The 16,897-nt window shown below is 60.2% G+C and carries 18 protein-coding genes; 1 reads left to right on the top strand and 17 read right to left on the bottom strand.

From position 1 onward, the window contains the following. Nucleotides 1–286: 286 nt before the first annotated feature. The 17 genes from ald to P6U30_RS09305 all read right to left on the bottom strand — a co-directional run bounded on the left by ald (nucleotide 287) and on the right by P6U30_RS09305 (nucleotide 15,516). On the bottom strand, nucleotides 287–1,399 hold the full coding sequence (gene ald / locus P6U30_RS09385; RefSeq protein WP_280973467.1) for an alanine dehydrogenase: 1,113 nt from the start codon (nucleotides 1,397–1,399) through the stop codon (nucleotides 287–289). A 602-nt stretch (nucleotides 1,400–2,001) separates the two neighbouring features. Then, a complete protein-coding gene (gene hypE / locus P6U30_RS09380; protein ID WP_280973468.1) occupies nucleotides 2,002–3,042 on the bottom strand; it encodes a hydrogenase expression/formation protein HypE in 1,041 nt (346 codons plus the stop codon). Then, entirely contained in the window at nucleotides 3,039–4,187 is a 1,149-nt protein-coding gene (gene hypD, locus P6U30_RS09375; protein ID WP_280973470.1) for a hydrogenase formation protein HypD, read from the bottom strand. The genes hypE and hypD overlap by 4 nt, the downstream gene beginning before the upstream one ends. Next, nucleotides 4,184–4,372 carry a HypC/HybG/HupF family hydrogenase formation chaperone gene (locus tag P6U30_RS09370; protein WP_348638232.1) on the bottom strand — a complete coding sequence of 63 codons (189 nt, stop codon included), beginning with the start codon at nucleotides 4,370–4,372 and terminating at the stop codon, nucleotides 4,184–4,186. Before P6U30_RS09370 ends, hypD begins: the two co-directional genes overlap by 4 nt. A 49-nt stretch (nucleotides 4,373–4,421) precedes the next feature. Next, nucleotides 4,422–6,680, bottom strand: coding sequence for a carbamoyltransferase HypF (hypF, locus tag P6U30_RS09365; protein ID WP_407169059.1), 2,259 nt, complete (start codon nucleotides 6,678–6,680; stop codon nucleotides 4,422–4,424). Further along, nucleotides 6,677–7,381, bottom strand: coding sequence for a hydrogenase nickel incorporation protein HypB (gene hypB, locus P6U30_RS09360; protein ID WP_348637527.1), 705 nt, complete (start codon nucleotides 7,379–7,381; stop codon nucleotides 6,677–6,679). Before hypB ends, hypF begins: the two co-directional genes overlap by 4 nt. Continuing rightward, entirely contained in the window at nucleotides 7,378–7,512 is a 135-nt protein-coding gene (locus P6U30_RS09355; RefSeq protein ID WP_348637528.1) for a hypothetical protein, read from the bottom strand. The genes hypB and P6U30_RS09355 overlap by 4 nt, the downstream gene beginning before the upstream one ends. Before the next feature lie 123 nt (nucleotides 7,513–7,635). Then, a complete protein-coding gene (gene hypA, locus P6U30_RS09350) occupies nucleotides 7,636–7,977 on the bottom strand; it encodes a hydrogenase maturation nickel metallochaperone HypA (protein ID WP_280973476.1) in 342 nt (113 codons plus the stop codon). Then, nucleotides 7,970–9,067, bottom strand: a complete 1,098-nt coding sequence (locus tag P6U30_RS09345) for a nickel-dependent hydrogenase large subunit (protein WP_280973477.1) — start codon at nucleotides 9,065–9,067, stop codon at nucleotides 7,970–7,972. Before P6U30_RS09345 ends, hypA begins: the two co-directional genes overlap by 8 nt. 225 nt (nucleotides 9,068–9,292) lie before the next feature. Continuing rightward, complete coding sequence (locus tag P6U30_RS09340) at nucleotides 9,293–9,454, bottom strand: rubredoxin (protein ID WP_280973478.1); 162 nt, start codon at nucleotides 9,452–9,454, stop codon at nucleotides 9,293–9,295. Between the two features lie 48 nt (nucleotides 9,455–9,502). Then, nucleotides 9,503–10,366 carry a hydrogenase expression/formation protein gene (locus P6U30_RS09335; protein WP_280985641.1) on the bottom strand — a complete coding sequence of 288 codons (864 nt, stop codon included), beginning with the start codon at nucleotides 10,364–10,366 and terminating at the stop codon, nucleotides 9,503–9,505. Nucleotides 10,367–10,719: 353 nt separating this feature from the next. Beyond that, complete coding sequence (locus tag P6U30_RS09330; protein WP_407169058.1) at nucleotides 10,720–10,944, bottom strand: hypothetical protein; 225 nt, start codon at nucleotides 10,942–10,944, stop codon at nucleotides 10,720–10,722. 34 nt (nucleotides 10,945–10,978) lie between these two features. After that, a complete protein-coding gene (locus P6U30_RS09325; RefSeq protein WP_280973482.1) occupies nucleotides 10,979–11,269 on the bottom strand; it encodes a HypC/HybG/HupF family hydrogenase formation chaperone in 291 nt (96 codons plus the stop codon). Between the two features lie 14 nt (nucleotides 11,270–11,283). Further along, a complete protein-coding gene (locus P6U30_RS09320) occupies nucleotides 11,284–11,868 on the bottom strand; it encodes a HyaD/HybD family hydrogenase maturation endopeptidase (protein WP_280978239.1) in 585 nt (194 codons plus the stop codon). Nucleotides 11,869–11,873: 5 nt separating this feature from the next. After that, nucleotides 11,874–12,605, bottom strand: coding sequence for a Ni/Fe-hydrogenase, b-type cytochrome subunit (gene cybH, locus P6U30_RS09315; protein WP_280973483.1), 732 nt, complete (start codon nucleotides 12,603–12,605; stop codon nucleotides 11,874–11,876). 6 nt (nucleotides 12,606–12,611) lie between these two features. Then, complete coding sequence (locus P6U30_RS09310) at nucleotides 12,612–14,402, bottom strand: nickel-dependent hydrogenase large subunit (protein ID WP_280973484.1); 1,791 nt, start codon at nucleotides 14,400–14,402, stop codon at nucleotides 12,612–12,614. Continuing rightward, nucleotides 14,383–15,516 carry a hydrogenase small subunit gene (locus P6U30_RS09305; protein WP_280973485.1) on the bottom strand — a complete coding sequence of 378 codons (1,134 nt, stop codon included), beginning with the start codon at nucleotides 15,514–15,516 and terminating at the stop codon, nucleotides 14,383–14,385. Before P6U30_RS09305 ends, P6U30_RS09310 begins: the two co-directional genes overlap by 20 nt. A gap of 664 nt (nucleotides 15,517–16,180) precedes the next feature. On the opposite strand from P6U30_RS09305, the gene P6U30_RS09300 reads away from it, so the two are divergent. Next, the gene (locus P6U30_RS09300; protein WP_407169057.1) at nucleotides 16,181–16,762 is read left to right on the top strand and encodes a hypothetical protein; all 582 of its coding nucleotides are present in this window, start codon (nucleotides 16,181–16,183) and stop codon (nucleotides 16,760–16,762) included. Nucleotides 16,763–16,897: the final 135 nt, after the last annotated feature.

Raw genomic sequence — 16,897 nt, 5'->3', positions numbered from 1 at the left:
GCAAACGTCGCGCGCCCAGTACCGGCATCTCCTCGACCGGCAGGGTCTGGTCATCCCTCGAGAACCATGGCCTCGTCCTGTCTCCGCGACCACATCCAAGCGGCCCGTCGCCACGTCCGACTTGAGGACATGGTCAAACATGGCCACGAGCCGATTCTTTCAAGAAACTGCGAACCCCGCCAATCTCTCGCGCCACAAGGTGCGACCAAGACGACGGCTAAAAAAAGGCCACTCCAAAGGAGTGGCCCAAGTCAGGGAGGAAACGCCCGCCATGGGGCCTCTGGGATCAGGCAGCAGCCTGTTCGATCGGTGAGAATGGCAAGCCGAGACTTTCGGCTACAGCCTTGTAGGTAAGCCGACCCCGATAAACATTGAGGCCTGCGCGAAGATGCGGATTTTCGAGCACGGCTGCGAAACCGTTGTTGGCGAGGGCCAACCCAAATGGCAGCGTCGCGTTATTCAGCGCCTGGCTCGAGGTCAGTGGAACGGCTCCAGGCATATTGGCCACACAATAGTGAATGACGCCATTGACCTCGTAAGTTGGATCGGCGTGGGTGGTTGGGTGTGACGTCTCAAAGCAGCCGCCCTGATCGATAGCGACATCGACGATCACCGCGCCTTTGCGCATCGAACCCAACATGCTGCGGCTGACCAGTTTCGGCGCGCTGGCCCCGGGAATGAGCACCGCGCCGACGACCACATCCGCCGCCAATACCTCTTCTTCGACGCTGTCGATCGTCGAGAACCTCGTCCGAACGCGTCCCCCGAAGAGCTCATCCAGCTCGCGCAGCCGGGGGATTGAACGGTCAATAATGGTGACTTCGGCACCTAAACCAACCGCCATGCGAGCCGCATGGGTCCCAACAACGCCACCCCCAATCACCACGATCCGGGCCGGCGGAACGCCCGGCACACCACCAATCAACAGCCCGCGTCCGCCTGCATATCGCCTCAGGGCGCTGCCAGCCGCTTCAATCGCGAGGCGGCCGGCGACTTCGCTCATCGGCGCGAGCAACGGCAAGCCGCCATGCGTATCAGTCACGGTCTCATAAGCGATAGCGGTGCACCCAGACTTTAGAAGACCATTGGCCTGCTCTGGATCTGGCGCCAGATGCAGGTACGTGAAGAGGATCTGGTTCTCTCGCAGTTGCGTCCACTCGGACGGCTGAGGTTCCTTGACCTTTACGATCATCTCGCTCGACGCGAATACCTCACGCGCGGAATCCAAAATCGTGGCGCCAGCCTTGCGATAATTGTCATCTGTAGCACCAATACCAGCACCGGCATCGCGCTCGACCGCCACACTGTGGCCGGCGGCCACATATTCGCGGACAGCGCCGGGGGTCAATCCCACACGATATTCGTGGGCCTTGATTTCCTTGGGGACCCCGATCTTCATTTGCAATCTCCTCGCTTGGACGGCTTTTCTAATCGGAACAGCACCGCGATATTGTGAGGCAGCCGCGCAAATGGCGCAGGATTTCAGCGATTTTTGTCCAGATGCGCAGGATTCAACGAATGGACGCCGACCAAATCGAATCTGATAGCTTTTGCGAAGCTTCGGACCAGCGCGGTCGCGCGCCTTTTCGCACAGAAGCGGCGCTTCGTTTCGATGATTCCGAAGGTGCGTCCTCGCGCACTGGCAAGTGCCAATGAACGGGTCGCATCCCATAACCGCCCCCGATGCCGCATCAAATTGGGTCTCAGCAGAAGCTGAACGTCTTGAGCAGGCGACAGCGATCTTAGAGCGTGCCAGCACGTCACCTCCTGGACATGGAGACGGTTTGATACTCCAAAGCCAGGCGAGGGCCAGACGGGTTGAGCGCTTTGCATCTCGCTGCGTGATGAGGAGCCGGCGGGGCTCGTTCTCGACGGTGCGACATGGGTGGACCACGACTATGGACTTGCGCGGGACGCCGAAAACATTCGCTGGGAGCACGTGTCCGGGGAGCGGTTGCTGACGAGCGGCTGCCCTTGCCACCAAATGCGTACGACGACTGCTCAGCATATGCGAGGCAATTGTTCGCCGGAGAGCCAATCGATGATTCGTCCGCCGCCAAAGCTGGTCGACAGCTGCACGAACCGATGATCGTCAGCTATGGCCTCGCCAATATCAGCTGCATCGCAACCAAGCGGATGCGCCTTCATCGCGGCAAGCACGGAACGGGCGACGTCGGGCGCCACGATGGCAACGAGTTTGCCTTCGTTGGCGACATGGAGCGGATCAAGTCCAAGGAGCTCGCACGCGGCCGCAACCGCTGGCTTCAGCGGAATGGCCTCCTCTTGCAGACGGAATCCAAGCCTCGATTGATGAGCAATTTCGTTGAGCGCTGCGGCCAGGCCACCGCGCGTCGGATCGCGCATGACCCGGATACCATTGCCGCCGGCAGCAACCATGACGGCCACGAGGCCATGCAATGCCACGGAATCCGAGACGATCTCAGTCTGAAAAGCGAGGTTCTGGCGTCTCGACATGATCGCCACACCATGCTCGCCGAGACAGCCCGAGACCAGCACACGGTCGCCCACCCTTGCCTTTTCGGCGGAGAGATCAAGTCCATCGGAGAGACGACCGAGCCCGGTCGTGGTGATGAACAGGCCATCCGCTTTGCCGCGTTCGACGACTTTGGTGTCGCCCGTGATGATGGAAACGCCGGCGCCGCGCGCCGCCTCACCCATCGAATCTGCAATCATCTTTAGGTCAGAGAGGCGGAACCCCTCCTCGATGATGAAACTTGCCGACAGATAGAGCGGACGCGCGCCGGCCATCGCGACGTCATTGATGGTGCCGTGCACCGCAAGAGAGCCGATATTGCCCCCCGGAAAGAACAGCGGTGAAACCACATAGCCGTCGGTCGTCATGACCATCCGGCCGGTGCTGACATCAAAGGCCGACTGATCGTTGCAGCGGTCGAGCCATTCATTGCCGAAGGCCTCGTGAAACAGGCTAGAGATCAGCTGCCCCATGGCGCGTCCTCCCGAGCCATGGGAAAGGTCGACGCATCCATTCTTGATATCAAGCTTGCGGTGATAGGTGTTCATTCTCGTGATACGCGCTTTGGTTGATAGTCGCGAAGACGACCGTATGTCCAATATGCCGCGCAGGCGCCTTCGGACGAAACCATGCACGCCCCGATCGGGGTTTCGGGCGTGCAGGCGGTTCCGAATAGCTTGCAGTCAACCGGCCTCTTCATGCCGCGCAGAATAGCGCAGCACTCGCATACCGGATTGTCGGCGACGTGCAGTTCGTGCATCGAGAACCGCACTTCGGCATCGAATTGGGCGTAAGCCTGCTTCAGCTTCAGCCCACTATTGGGTACGAGCCCGAGGCCGCGCCATTCGAACGGGTCTCGAAGTTCGAAAATATCGAGCACTTCTTCCTTGGCCCGCCGGTTGCCTTCGCGCTTCACCGCGCGGCTGTATTGGTTCTCGACCTCATGACGGCCTTGGTTCACCTGCCGGACCAGCATCAGGATCGCCTGCATCACGTCGAGCGGTTCAAATCCCGCGATCACGATTGGCTTGCCGAACTCTTCCGCCAGGGATTCGTAGGGCTCCGTACCGATGATGGTGCTGACATGTGCGGGCCCGACGAAGCCGTGAATTTCGACCCGACCGATATCGTGGGCGTTGCGGTTCTTCAGAATGCTGTGCATCGCCGAAGGCGTAAGCACGTGATTGCAGAACACGCTGAGATTCTTCAATCGCTTCTTCCTGGCAAGCCGAACCATCACCGCCGTCGCCGGTGTCGTGGTCTCAAATCCGATGGCAAAGAAGACCACCTCGCGTTTCGGCATCTGTTCGGCAATCCGGATTGCATCAAGGGTCGAGTAGACCATCCGAATGTCAGCGCCGAGCGCCTTGGCCCGTAACAAGGACTGTCCTTGCGAGCCAGGGGCACGCATCAGGTCTCCGTAAACACACACAGTGACCTCTGTCCGGTCCGCAAGCCTAATCGCCATGTCGATCCGGCTGGCGGGGAGAACACAGACGGGACACCCCGGTCCGTGGATCAACCGGATATTTGCCGGCAGCAGATCCTCGAGGCCATAGCGGGAGATCGCATGCGTATGTCCGCCGCAGAACTCCATGAAGCGGTAGGCCCGTCGTAAATCGGCTTCGGCGCCAATCGCACCGGCGAGCCCCTGCGCGATCGTCTTATTGCGAAATTCAACGACATATTTCATGGCCGCAATTCCCGGCCCTCAGAACCCACGTCCTGCAGCAGCTCCAGCGTGCGCTTGGCTTCGGCCGCGTCTATTCTGGCCAGGGCGTAACCGACATGGACGAGGACGTAGTCTCCAACACCCGGATCGGCGATGAGTGCGGTTGATATTTCCATGCTGACACCATCGACGGAGACGATGGCCATGTCGTCTGGAAGAATTTGCGCGATCTCCGCAGGTACCGAGAGACACATTTCAGACTATTCCTCCCACGGCTGACGACCGTTCGGCAATCTGCAGAGCAGCGATCCAGGCCTGCCCGAGGCTCAGGCCTCCGTCATTGGGCGGAACCTGCTGAGTGACCAGCGGAGTGAGGCCAGCCGCAACGCAACGGTACTCGATTTCGTTCGCAAGCACCGCATTCATGAAACAGCCACCGCTCAGCACGACGGTGGCGATGCCGGTCGTCCGCGCAGCTCGCACGACCCAGTCAACGCAGGCGGCAGCAAACGTGCCATGAAACAAGCCAGCTCCTTCCTCGGCGTCAATGTCGTCTGCAATCAGGCGCGCAAACAGCGGGCGAAGCGACAGCACGCCGTCATCGATCATCCAGCCACCCTCTAGCACCGCCGGCCGCTGCACATGTGCCTCGAGCTTCATCGCAGCTTCGCCCTCGTAGCTCTGCAACGGCACGACGCCCAAAAGCGCTGCTGCGGCATCGAACAGCCGCCCGGCGCTGGTCGTGGTGACGCCGCCGGGTCGTTCGAGCAATGATTGCAGACGCTCGGCCTGTGGCTGTGCCGCAAACCGACGTTTGATTTCGCGTCCCCGCCCCAATGAATGACATATAGCGCTCGCCATGCGCCAGGGCTCGCGGACCGCACGATCTCCGCCGGGCATTTGCAGGGGCGCAAGGTGTCCAATGCGTCGAAATTTCGCGCCTTCGCACAGCAATAGCTCGCCACCCCAATTGCTACCGTCAGAGCCATAACCGTGGCCATCGAGCAGCAGGGCGAGCGCGGGCTCCGTAAGGCCATGCTCTGCAATGACAGCAGCGGCATGCGCGTGATGATGCTGGACGGCGACCAGCGCGCAGCCGCTTGCTTCGGCAAAGCGGGTCGACGCCATGTCGGGATGCAAATCATGGGCAATGACAACGGGCCTGACGTCAAGGGTCGTTGTGAGGTGCCGGATCGTCTCTTCGAAAGAACGGATGCCTTCGCTCATGTCGAGATCGCCGAGATGCTGGGAAACGAATGCTTCGTCGCCTCGCGTAATGGTGACTGTCGACTTTAGCGCACCGCCGACGGCAAGAATGGGCGGCACCGACCTCGCCAGGCGGATTGAGTCCGGAACGTAGCCGCGGGCGCGACGAATGAATTGGCGTCGTCCTGCCACCACCCGCACGACCGAATCATCGGCGCGCGTCAGGATATCGCGATCGTGGGTCACGATGAAATCTGCGATGCCCACAAGGCGCTGCAGCGCCTCGGAATTATCAATCAGAAGCGGTTCGCCGCCAAGATTGGCACTGGTGCTGACGATGACTGAAGATTTTTCCCCATGAACTGCTGAACGAAGCGCATGGAAGATCAGGTGATGCAATGGAGCCACCGGGAGCATGACGCCAATACGCGACAGCCCCGGAGCTATTGCGGGCGCAAGACTGTTACGCGACGGCAGGAGAACGACCGGGCGGGACACGGATTCGAGCAGCGCAAGTTCGGCCGCATTCGCGTCGGCAATCTCACCGACCTGTCCCGCGGAACCGACCATGACCGCGAACGGCTTCTGGTCACGCCGCTTCCTCCTGCGCAAAAGCTGCACGACCTCATGGTTGCGTGCGTCGCAGATCAGCTGATACCCTCCGATTCCCTTGATCGCCACGACTTGGCCGCCGGCGATGGCCGCTGCAATGGTGTCGACCCCGTGGCTGAGCTGAGGACCGCATCTCGGACACGCGATCCCCTCCGCATAAAATCTACGGCTTGCCGGATCGGCATATTCGGCCGCGCAGCTGTCGCACAGCGCAAAGGACTTCATCGTGGTGTTGCGGCGATCGTACGGCAGCCGTTCAGTGATGGTGTAGCGCGGGCCACAGTGCGAGCAATTGATGAAGGGATAGAGGTAATGACGGCTGGCCGGATTGAACAATTCATCAAGACATTGCCGACAGGTCGCAGCGTCAGCCACGATCCGCGTCGCAGGTTTGCCCAGCTCGCTGCTGCGGATCGAAAAGTCTTTCGTCGCAAGGGCGCCGATCCCTTCAATAGCGATGTGATCGATGCGCGCCAATGAAGGCCTCTCAAGCGGCAATGCGGCGACAAATTCCGATGTACGATCCCCTTCGATCTCGACGATGACGCCCTTGGAATCGTTGGCAACAAATCCTGACAATCCGAAACGGATGGCGAGACGATAGACGTACGGACGAAAGCCAACTCCCTGCACGGCGCCGCTAATGCGCACGCGCAGCCGCGTTCGGTGCCCGATCGCGTTGCCATTCGCGCTCATCGTGCCGTGCCCTCGGCCAGATCGCGCCCATGCGCGGCCTGCCGCCGGATCCAGGCGCAGAGGTCGGCAACACCTTCGCCGCTACGTGCCGAAACACTCATCACTTCGATCTTTGGATTGATCCGTCTCACATATTCGGTGGCCTGTTGCCGGTCAAAATCGACCATCGGCTCCAGATCGACCTTGTTGATCACCATCAGCGACGATGCGGCAAACATATCGGGATACTTGAGCGGCTTGTCTTCACCCTCCGGTGTCGAGAAGATCACGATCTTGCAGGCTTCGCCGAGATCGAACGCCGCAGGACAAACCAGGTTGCCGACATTCTCGATGAAGAGAATACCATGCTTGAGCGGCGGCAAGCGGCGATATGCGCGGCGGACCATCTCAGCATCGAGATGACAACCCTTGCCGGTATTGATTTGAATCGCGGGCACGCCGGTCGCGCGAATGCGTTCGGCGTCGTTCGACGTCTGCTGGTCGCCTTCGATCACGCCAACCAGATGCGTCCGCTTGAGCTCCGCGAGCGCGCGGACGAGCAGTGAGGTTTTACCTGCACCAGGGCTGGAGACGAGATTGAATACGAGTAGACCATCGGTCAGGAAGCGCGCGCGGTTCTCGGCCGCAATCCTATCGTTCTTGGCCAGAATATCGCGTTCGATCTGAATGACTCGCTCGCCGCTTGTGCGCGCGAGAGTCAAATCTGCTGCTTCAGGACTGCAATCTGCTCGCCGCTGCCCGCCATGAGCCTGCCGAGCACCATGATCATGTCGGCAAACGTGGCTGTCTCGAGAACGACGGCGATGACAACGATGCTCGTCTTGGCTGCCATGCACATGGTCGCGCTCCACGTCATAATGACTATGCGCATGATGATGGTGATCCGCCGTGGCTCGGGGGTATCGGCCGGATTCTGTGGTCGGCGCTCTTTCGCCGCAACCGCATTCGATACACATCAGTCGATCTCCAACTCCCTCAGGCGCATCTGTTCGCCCGCTGTCACCTGCAGTTGATAGCTGCCGCAGCAAGGGCACGGTGCGCCGCGCTGCGCGATCTCGACGCTCGTCGAACACGCCATGCACCAGGCAAGCCCGGGTGACTCGACGATCTCGAGAACCGCGCCGTCGGCGACCGTCCGTGCTGCAACGACCGGGAAACAGAACTTCATCGCTTCAGGAGCGACACCGCTCAATGCCCCGAGCTCAAGACATATGGTCCTTACATTCGAGACCGATCGCCGACGCGCCTCGTCCTCGACGATCTCCATGAGGTCCACGCAAAGCGCCATTTCATGCATCGCAAGTACTGCCGAAACTGACAGTGAAGGCGACGCAAGGATCGAACGAGGCAATCATGGCGCGAACCGCCGCCTGTCCATGCCGTTCCGCCGTCAGCACCGCGCCCTGCAGGCTGCGGACAAGTGGTCCGCGAGGGTGGAAATTCCATTCAGTCGGTGCGAGGAATTCGAAGCGCGAGATCTTTCCGTAACGATCAAGCTCAATCTTATGATAGAGGCGTCCCCTGGCGCATTCGACTGCGGCCGCGCCGCGGCCCGGCCCCAGCCTGTAACTTTCGACGGTTCCATCCGCTGCGGCCTCGTCATGTGCGCCCGCCTTGAGCCAGGCACACAATTGGGCGATTTCATCGATCCTCGCTTTCATCCGCTCGGCCGGCCCAGACCGACTTGGTGAGAGTCCATTACGGGTCACGTGCCGTGCCCATGGGCCTGTTTCGGGCATATACACCTGTCGACCAGTGCAACCGAAGAATCCTGCATCACTTACGAACGCCCCTTCGACGATGGTCCGGTCGTCGGCGACGGACAGGAAGGAGTGCTGCGTTGGCATAGGCTTTAATGCGAGCTTGTCGAGCTCCGCGATGCGACGCGCGAGCGGGCTACCCGGCATCAGCGCGCCGCCTTCATTCGATAGGCCGAACGCGGCCAATTTGTCCGCAACTCTGCCTGTTGCCTCGCGTCGGAAGGCGTCGGAGCCCGCCGCGGCGCTGCCGACGAGCACGGAAGCATCCTGCATCAGGGCCCGGATCGCTGCCATGCTTGCGAAATCAAGCGCCAGATGCCCAACAAACAGCCCACGCAGCAATTCCGCCAGCCGCTCGGCAACGACAAGGACAATGCGATGCTGCCGGGTCGCCAGATTGATGTCCTCGCCACGCGCCGCTTCGACCGCGGACAGGAACGCCACCTGATGCGCTATGGCGCATAACGAAAATAGCCGCGGCAGCGCGTTGAGTAACGACACGGTCGGTTTGCCGGAAAATAGCGGGGCCAGCTCGAGCCGACCCCGCGGCAGGACCTCGACGGCGGCAATTGTGTCGCCCGATAGCGATAGGGTGATATCGATCTGGTTGCGGGCTGCAGCGCTCACGGATGCCGCTCCGTCCGTCCCCCGGTCAAGCTGTGCCGACGACCGATCGATCTCATCTGCGTCGCATTATGCCGACGCCGCCCGCCAAGGCCGAACGCTTGCATGCTCAAGGTGCAATCAAGGACCACCAGGTCGCGACCGCAGCTGTCGCGACAGACCGCGGCGAGCATCTTCTCCCGCGCCGGGGTACCGGCCTGCACGCCCCCGCCTAGACACTGTTCGACGTCAGTGGTCATCATCAATCGATATGGAGTTGGATTTGGGCGCATCGCAATTTGGGCCACGCCAACTCTCGGACAATGCGGCGAAAGGCGTTGCTATCGCGATCTGCGCCGTCCCGTCGTCTTCGGCCGGATCGTCGACAATCCGGCAGATGCCGCACTCCATGCGCGCCGGTCGACATATCCTGCCGGCCGTCACAATTGTCGAAGCTCGTCATTTGGAGCAAGCCTCGATGATTTCGTGCAGGCGTTCGGCGGAATCCTCCAAATCCTCGGCGGCCGCCAGCGCAATCTCCGGAATGCCGCCGACCTCCAAAGTATCCAGGATGATGTCGTCTACTGAATTGAAGAACTGCACCGACCAGACGTTCCGGATGCCCGTTGCCTGCACGCGGCAGGTGCTGTAGTCACGCAAGATGAGCTGGATCGGACCATTGCCAACGCTCTGCTGCAGGAATGACCTATCGACCGGGCTCATCGGCAACAGGGTGAAATTGATGATCTGCGCGCGCATGCCCTCGCGCCAAGCCAGCGCCCGCTCGCGGATTTCTGCAAGCACCGGTCGTACATTCATCGCTCCATCCGGCGGCGCATAGATCATGAGATCGGTCGACGTCAAATCTGTCGCAGCCCGTCGCACGATCATCGGAATCGCGCCAACCTCGATGTACTGGTGTGCCGTCTCAGTCCCGAAGCGCAAGCACCAGATTCCTGCAAGCGCGGTCTCCTGGATATGTGCTAGCGAGCCATCGGGCAGCGCAACGATGCCGGTGACCTCCCCCTTTCCAAGCACGTCGCCAACCAGCTTGCGCTCAAGATCGCTGAGATGGCCGAGGCTGAACAGTTGGGTCGAGATGCCGGAGTTTTGGCCAGCAACGGCGGCGGCGACATTCGACAACAGCGTGGTGGCATTCGGACAGCTCCTCGTGAGCTCGGCGCCATCGAGCGAAGCGAGCTTGGCGAGCGCGCAAGCAGTGGTCAAACGGCTATGGATTGCGCCGAGGCAGTCCGCGCTGGCACGAGCCGCACTCACCGGCAGACTGGGCTCTTTGGGCCGGGCCCAGATCTCCGCCTTCATGACGCGACGTTCCACAACAGGCGGGAAGAGATGATACTGGTGAGCATGGATGAAATGACTAGTCTGTTTCGAGATGTGATCGATATCGGCCGGCCAGGCCGGGGGCTTGACGATCTGGTCTCGCCTTCGCGTCCCGAAGGCGACGGATCAGCGTCGATGCGAGGGGGAAGCTCCGCCCCAGTTCGCTTTCAGCGGCCGGCGCGATGACGTCGCCGAACAGGCTTCGCCGAAATGCCTGTGTCAGCTCACGAATTGAAATCGCTAGGTGGATCGCCTCTCGCCAACCTCTTAAGTCGCGCTCCGCCAGCGGCGTCACGATCGCACCGACTGGATCGGCGGAGGCGAACCGCACGTCAGCGCACGCCGTGCCGACCTCGGGCGGACCAGGCCGCGTCAAACCATGCCTTCGAATTTGCAATTTCATCAATCTCTTTTCTGGCCGTCTCAAGGCTTTCCTGGATGAGGTATTTGCAAGGCACGTGCCAAGCGTTGCTTGCGACCGATTGCCCCTCGGCCTGGATCACCAGTGTGACATCTTTCGCACAAGGCTTGTCTTCGGCTCGAGCGTTGCTCTCCATGAAATTGGCGAACAGGACCGATGGCGGTCGCGTGCTAGCGGAGGTGCTTAGGCAGCAGAGGCTCGTGATCTATCAAATCCGCGAAGAAATGATCACAGTTGTGGCCATTGAGGGCTGCATCGAGACCATCGAGCGCCTGCGCGATCAACCGCGCTTCGTCGTCATCCAGGAGCCGCACTGCGGCATCGATGTGAACAAGCACCTTCGCGCCAACTGGCGGCTCGCAGAGCAGCATGACACAGACGCGCCGCCGCTCATCGGCGCGCTCGCATAGCGCCCACATGCCGTCGGTCTCGATGATCGTCATTGGCAGGCCAAGGCACATGATAGTCTGCGCCGCTACATCGGCCGCCCCTTCATCTCATAATTCGCATGGTCGATATCGTTTGCGAGCAAGCGCTCCGATGCCGGCAATGGCCTGGTGCGCAGTTTTGGCGGCGCCCCCCATTGCGTGAGCAGTTCGCAGGCCAGTTCGATCGCCGGCGTAATTTGAGCGCGCACGGGAGCAGTCAGCGGCCCGCCCCAATCCTCCAGATCCAATGGCTGACAACCGATCAGCGCGAGCTCTCGCGGGCAGCGGCCGAGCAGGACTGCCGCACTTAAGACCTCCTGGAATCCGATCTGATGCAGGCTCAGCTTCTTGACGGCGGTGAATTTCGGCACGTCGCTGCCCCGCACAAGCTCCAACTGCCCGGGCCGGAACCCATAGTCGATGGCATCGAACACGATCAGACAATCAGCCTCGCCGAGAAAATTGACCAGGTAGAGCCCTTGCGTGCCGCCTTCGAGGATGGTGACGTTTTCGGAGACGACATACCGGCGATGAAACTCTTCCACGGCCCGCACGCCGAACCCCTCATCGGCCCATAGGATATTGCCGATGCCAAGCACCAGGATCCGTCTCGTGTTTGTCGGTTTCGCCATCAGCATCAACCGCGGAATTCACGCTGGCCCGAGATCATGGAGGATATGACGCCCCGGCGCGACATGATGTCTTCCCGGATCACGGCATAGACGTGAACGATTGCAAAGGTCAGAACCATCCATAGGCCGAGATGGTGCCACGTGCGGACGTCTTGACCGTTCGGCCAGATCGCGAACACCCAGCCAAAAAGGCTATACTGCCAGCTTTCGTTGCCGGAGCCCTGCGCGTAAAGGGCAAGGCCGGTGACGATCATGAACGCGACCGTCAGCGTGAACATGAAGAACATCGCGAGCCGAGCTAGCGGATTGTGGCCGACATGCCTCTTCGGCTTAACTTCAAGCAAGGCATACCAGCGCATCGCATCCCACAGCTCGCTCCAAAAGCAGCGACGCCAGAGCGGCACGTAGAAGATTTGCCTGGCGTTGGGGCCACTCAAGAACGCCCAGTAGATCCGCAGCAAGAAGCCGACGGTCAGCACATAGCCTGCGGCGAAGTGCGCAAAGCGGATATAGCCGAACAGGAAATTGTCGCTTGCCTCTCCTGGCATGGCCGGTGTCCCCGTCCCTATCAAGTAGCCGGTGTTGCCCAGCACTAAAATCGCCATCGCGTTGATCCAATGCCACAGACGTACTGGCGCTTGATGGACGTCGACGACAGCTCGGTCGATGTTACGATCACCTTGTTCGGCATCGACGGCCATATGAGGTGTGGGAACTTGCCCGGTCTTGTCCCGCATGACCATCTACCGAACCTTGACGAATGCCATTTCTTGCCCGTCCTGCCCCATCACGTGCGTCGAGCACGCCAAGCATGGATCAAAGGAATGGATCGTACGCAAGATCTCCAGGGGCCTCTGGGGATCAGCCATCGGCGTATTGATCAGAGAGGCTTCAAATGCGCCGATATTGCCCTTGGAATCACGAGGCGAGCCGTTCCACGTCGTTGGCACGACACATTGGTAGTTGTCGATCTTGCTCTGTTTGATTTTGATCCAGTGCCCGAGCGCCCCGCGCGGCGCCTCGCTAAAGCCGTAGCCCTTGGCCTCTTTCGGCCAGCAGTCCGGCTTCCACTTGCCGACATTGGCGGTTGCTGTGTCACCCGCCGTGATGCGAGCGACCAACTTGTCCTGAAAAGAACGCATCTGATGCGCCGCCCACTGGCATTCAAGCGCGCGCGCCGCAGTCCGGCCAAGCGTGGAGAATAACGCGGAGACGGGAAGATCAAGGGCCTTGAGGAGCTTCTCGGTCGGATCCTTGAACTCGGGATTGCCCTGCGCATAACCTATGATGTATCGCGCAAGCGGACCTACCTCGACGGCGTTGCCCCGCCAGCGGGGCGCCTTGATCCAGGAATACTTGCCGCCTTCGTCGAGTTCCTTGATCTCCGTCCTGGTGCCCTTGGTCTTGCCCCCAAGCTGAAAATTCGGCTCGGTTATGCCATCCCAAGGATGCAGTCCGATCGATTCATCAGGATATTCATACCAGGAGTGCGCGACGTATTCCTGAATCTGGTCGGGATCGGCGTGGTCGATGGGCAAAACCTCCTTGAGATTGCCATTGAGAATAACGCCGCGCGGCAGCTTCAGACTTTTGCTCGAATAATCATTGACGATTTCGGGAATGTCGCCATAGGACATCACGTTGACACCCGATAGCCCGCCTCCATAGAGCCAGTCCTTGTAGAACGATCCAATCGCGGCGATGTCGGGTAGGTAAACTTGTTCGACAAACTCGATCGAGCGGTCGATGATCGAGGAGACCAGATTGAGCCGCTCGATGTTGAGCGCTCCCACCGCGCCAGTGCCATCAACGTTGATTGCGCATGGCACGCCGCCGACGAGCCAATTCGGATGCGGGTTCTTGCCACCGTAGATGGCGTGGATCTTGACGATCTCCTTCTGAAAGTCGAGCGCTTCCAAATAATGCGCTACGCACATTAAGTCCGCTTCTGGCGGAAGCTTGTAGGCCGGATGCCCCCAATAGGCATTTTTGAACGGGCCGAGCTGTCCTGATTCGACGAATTTGGTCAGCCTGATCTGCAGATCCTTAAAATATCCCGGTGATGAAAGTGGCCAGGGAGAGATCGACTGTGCGAACACCGACGTCACCTTCGGGTCGGCCTTCAGCGCGGCGACGACGTCGACCCAATCCAGCGCGTGCAGATGATAAAAATGCACCAGATGATCATGCACCTGCAGACAGAGCTGCATGATATTGCGGATCGAGTTGGCATTGTCCGGAATTGTGATTCCGAGAGCATTTTCAACGGCGCGCACGGAGGTGAGCGCATGGGCGCCGGTACAGACACCGCAAATCCGTTCGGTGAACGCCCAGGCGTCGCGCGGATCGCGCCCACGGAGGATGGTTTCGATGCCACGCCACATCGTTCCGCTTGAGACGGCGTTGCAGATCACATTGTGGGAATCGAGGTTGACCTCGACGCGAAGGTGCCCCTCGATCCGGGTCAGCGGATCGACAACAATACGCTTTCCGGCCCCATCGAGCTTGAACTTGTTAGTGGTCTCGGCGTCCATCGTTGTCCTTCCCGGGCACTCGATCATTTTCCTCGGCTGCACCCTGCCGTTCACGGGTCAGCCACTTCGCGGCCGTGACCGCTGCATGCGCGGCAACGGCTACGCCGACCGCGCTGGCGGCGGCCATCCCGATCTGATCGGCGCTCTTCTCAATGCCGAATTGCTTGATGGTTGTAAGTCGGTCGTAAAACGAGCCCTGGTCCCAGAAGCCGTCCTCGGAGCAACCGAGGCAGCCGTGGCCGGATTGGATCGGAAAGGAAATTCCTCCGTTCCAGCGTACGGCCGAGCAGGCGTTGTAGGTGGTCGGCCCCTTGCAACCCATCTTGTAGAGGCAATAACCCTTGCGCGCAGCCTCATCGTCCCACTCCTCGACGAATTGGCCAGCATCGAAATGGGATCGCCGATAGCACTTGTCGTGAATGCGCTGAGAGTAGAACATCCTTGGACGCCCCTGGCGGTCGAGCTCAGGCAACCTTCCGAAAGTGGTGATGAACGTCAGCACGCCGGTCATGACTTCGGCGACCGGCGGGCAGCCGGGCACCTTGATGATCGGCTTGTTCGTGATCACCTTGTCGATCGGCGTCGCGTTAGTCGGGTTGGGCTTGGCCGCCTGCACGCAACCCCAGGACGCGCAAGAGCCCCAGGCGATGACCACCTTCGAGGCTTCGGCCATCCACTTCAGCTTTTCAACGAAGGGCCTGCCACCATCAATGCAGAACATGCCGCCCTCATTCAGCGGCGGATTGCCTTCGACGGCGAGCACATATTGGTTCTCGTGTTTGGCGCGGGTCTCCTCGAGAATGGCTTCGGCTTGATGTCCAGCCGCAGCCATGATTGTGTCGTCATAATCGAGTGAAATCATCGACAGCACGACGTCTTTGACCAATGGGTGGGCCGAGCGGATAAAGCTTTCCGAGCAACAGGTGCATTCGAGACCGTGCATCCAGATCACGGGCACACGCGGCTTCGTCTCCAGCGCTTCGGCGATACGGCCTGCTCCAGGTGAACCGAGCCCAAGAGTCGCTGCGGTCAAGCTACAGAATTTGTAGAAACTGCGACGCGTGATACCCTGACGTCTGATCACGCTGTAAAACGTGTCCGTAGCATCACCCATAATCCCTTCCCTGTGATCGGTTATCGGCCGCAACAAATTGCTGACATGCAGGACAGCAAGAAGCAGGCCAAGAAGTCATGGACAGTCTGACAGATAGCAGGCGATTTGCGATTTATGGCAAGGATTGGCGAGCTGCTGTCGAACCGCTCTTCCGGCAACCGCAAGCTGGATGGCAATTCTCGTGCAAGCCCGCGAGCTCCTACACGACGGGACCGAACGCCATGAGCCGCCTAATGCCCAATTGATGGACCGATTGCGACTTAGGTGCGAAGTCTAATGAGGCGCATCATATGAACGTGCAGGTTGATAGCCGTGATCCGCCACCCATCCCCTTAGCGCCATGCGCGTCCGATTTGAAACGTTGACGTGAGGAAGCCGACCGGTCAGCACGATCTGACATCGCTCGCAGGAGGCGGCTTTCGCTTGCCGTTCGCCACCTTTTGTGGGCCAAAGCAGCCATGACAGGGTCTTGCCGTCCAGAAGCCGTCCGCCGGCCTGCCTTCTCTCGCCGAACCTCGTCAGCTTCTGGCAAGCTAACCGCCCTAACATGAGAATCCAGCTTCTCAATGCCGACGTGGCCGATGACTGAACTGATGACGAATCTGGGATAGCCGCTGGCCGATCCGCAAGAGAGGCTGTGTTCTCAAAACCGAAGGAAAGCCATATGGATTTCAATCCGATCGATGGCGGCGGATCCCCGGGATCCCCACACTCCTACACCTGGACTCAACAGGATCGTGATCTATTCGATCAGATCATGAATGAAGCCGGACCATCATCGTCCGCCGCCCCGGAGGAGACGGTACATGATGTCTCATTCTCCGTTCCCGAGAAATTTACGCAGGGCTCCCAAGCCGCCCCGGGCCGAATGGTCGAGAGACTGGGTCATCTGGGTCTCCTGCCGGACTCGGATCAACCCACGATGACCTACGAGATCAGGGGACATCGCTACACGGCTGCGTTGAGCCCGTCTGACGGCGTTCGCCTCATCCACAATCCTCCGGAGGATCAACGGATCGGCACCGGCCCCGCGGGGCTGCCGGATTTCGGAGCATTCATCCTAGAGGCCAGACGGCGTGGGTTCCCGCTTCCGGAGCAGTGGGCCCCGCCAGCCCTCATTGAGAAGTTGCGCGAAACGGGTTTCATGCCTACCGCCAACAATCCAACGACCATCGCGATCGACGGTCGGACATACAAGGCGGAATTGACCGAAGGAGGGTTCGTCAGGCTTAGACGGTCCGGGTGAGGCGCCCGGCAAATGCGCTGCGTCAGAACCGATCTGGCTACGCGCGGTTATAGTTGAGGTTCGGAAATCGCACGCCATGGCCTCTGCATTGCAGAGGCCATTTCTTTTGCGGATTCGCGATGCAGCCACCTGACT

The sequence above is a fragment of the Bradyrhizobium sp. ORS 111 genome, from assembly GCF_045571485.1.
In the GTDB taxonomy this organism is placed as follows: Bacteria; Pseudomonadota; Alphaproteobacteria; order Rhizobiales; family Xanthobacteraceae; genus Bradyrhizobium.
Note: the sequence above shows the minus strand (reverse complement) of the source record. Positions and strands in the feature narration are given on the sequence as shown.

Coding starts and splice junctions, on each gene's coding strand:
- ald (WP_280973467.1), bottom strand. CDS start 1,399: ATGAAGATCGGGGTCCCCAAGGAAATCAAGGCCCACGAATATCGTGTG.
- hypE (WP_280973468.1), bottom strand. CDS start 3,042: ATGAACACCTATCACCGCAAGCTTGATATCAAGAATGGATGCGTCGAC.
- hypD (WP_280973470.1), bottom strand. CDS start 4,187: ATGAAATATGTCGTTGAATTTCGCAATAAGACGATCGCGCAGGGGCTC.
- P6U30_RS09370 (WP_348638232.1), bottom strand. CDS start 4,372: ATGGCCATCGTCTCCGTCGATGGTGTCAGCATGGAAATATCAACCGCA.
- hypF (WP_407169059.1), bottom strand. CDS start 6,680: ATGAGCGCGAATGGCAACGCGATCGGGCACCGAACGCGGCTGCGCGTG.
- P6U30_RS09355 (WP_348637528.1), bottom strand. CDS start 7,512: ATGGCAGCCAAGACGAGCATCGTTGTCATCGCCGTCGTTCTCGAGACA.
- hypA (WP_280973476.1), bottom strand. CDS start 7,977: ATGCATGAAATGGCGCTTTGCGTGGACCTCATGGAGATCGTCGAGGAC.
- P6U30_RS09340 (WP_280973478.1), bottom strand. CDS start 9,454: ATGGAGTGCGGCATCTGCCGGATTGTCGACGATCCGGCCGAAGACGAC.
- P6U30_RS09335 (WP_280985641.1), bottom strand. CDS start 10,366: ATGAAGGCGGAGATCTGGGCCCGGCCCAAAGAGCCCAGTCTGCCGGTG.
- P6U30_RS09330 (WP_407169058.1), bottom strand. CDS start 10,944: ATGGAGAGCAACGCTCGAGCCGAAGACAAGCCTTGTGCGAAAGATGTC.
- P6U30_RS09325 (WP_280973482.1), bottom strand. CDS start 11,269: ATGTGCCTTGGCCTGCCAATGACGATCATCGAGACCGACGGCATGTGG.
- P6U30_RS09320 (WP_280978239.1), bottom strand. CDS start 11,868: ATGGCGAAACCGACAAACACGAGACGGATCCTGGTGCTTGGCATCGGC.
- cybH (WP_280973483.1), bottom strand. CDS start 12,605: ATGCGGGACAAGACCGGGCAAGTTCCCACACCTCATATGGCCGTCGAT.
- P6U30_RS09310 (WP_280973484.1), bottom strand. CDS start 14,402: ATGGACGCCGAGACCACTAACAAGTTCAAGCTCGATGGGGCCGGAAAG.
- P6U30_RS09305 (WP_280973485.1), bottom strand. CDS start 15,516: ATGGGTGATGCTACGGACACGTTTTACAGCGTGATCAGACGTCAGGGT.
- P6U30_RS09300 (WP_407169057.1), top strand. CDS start 16,181: ATGGATTTCAATCCGATCGATGGCGGCGGATCCCCGGGATCCCCACAC.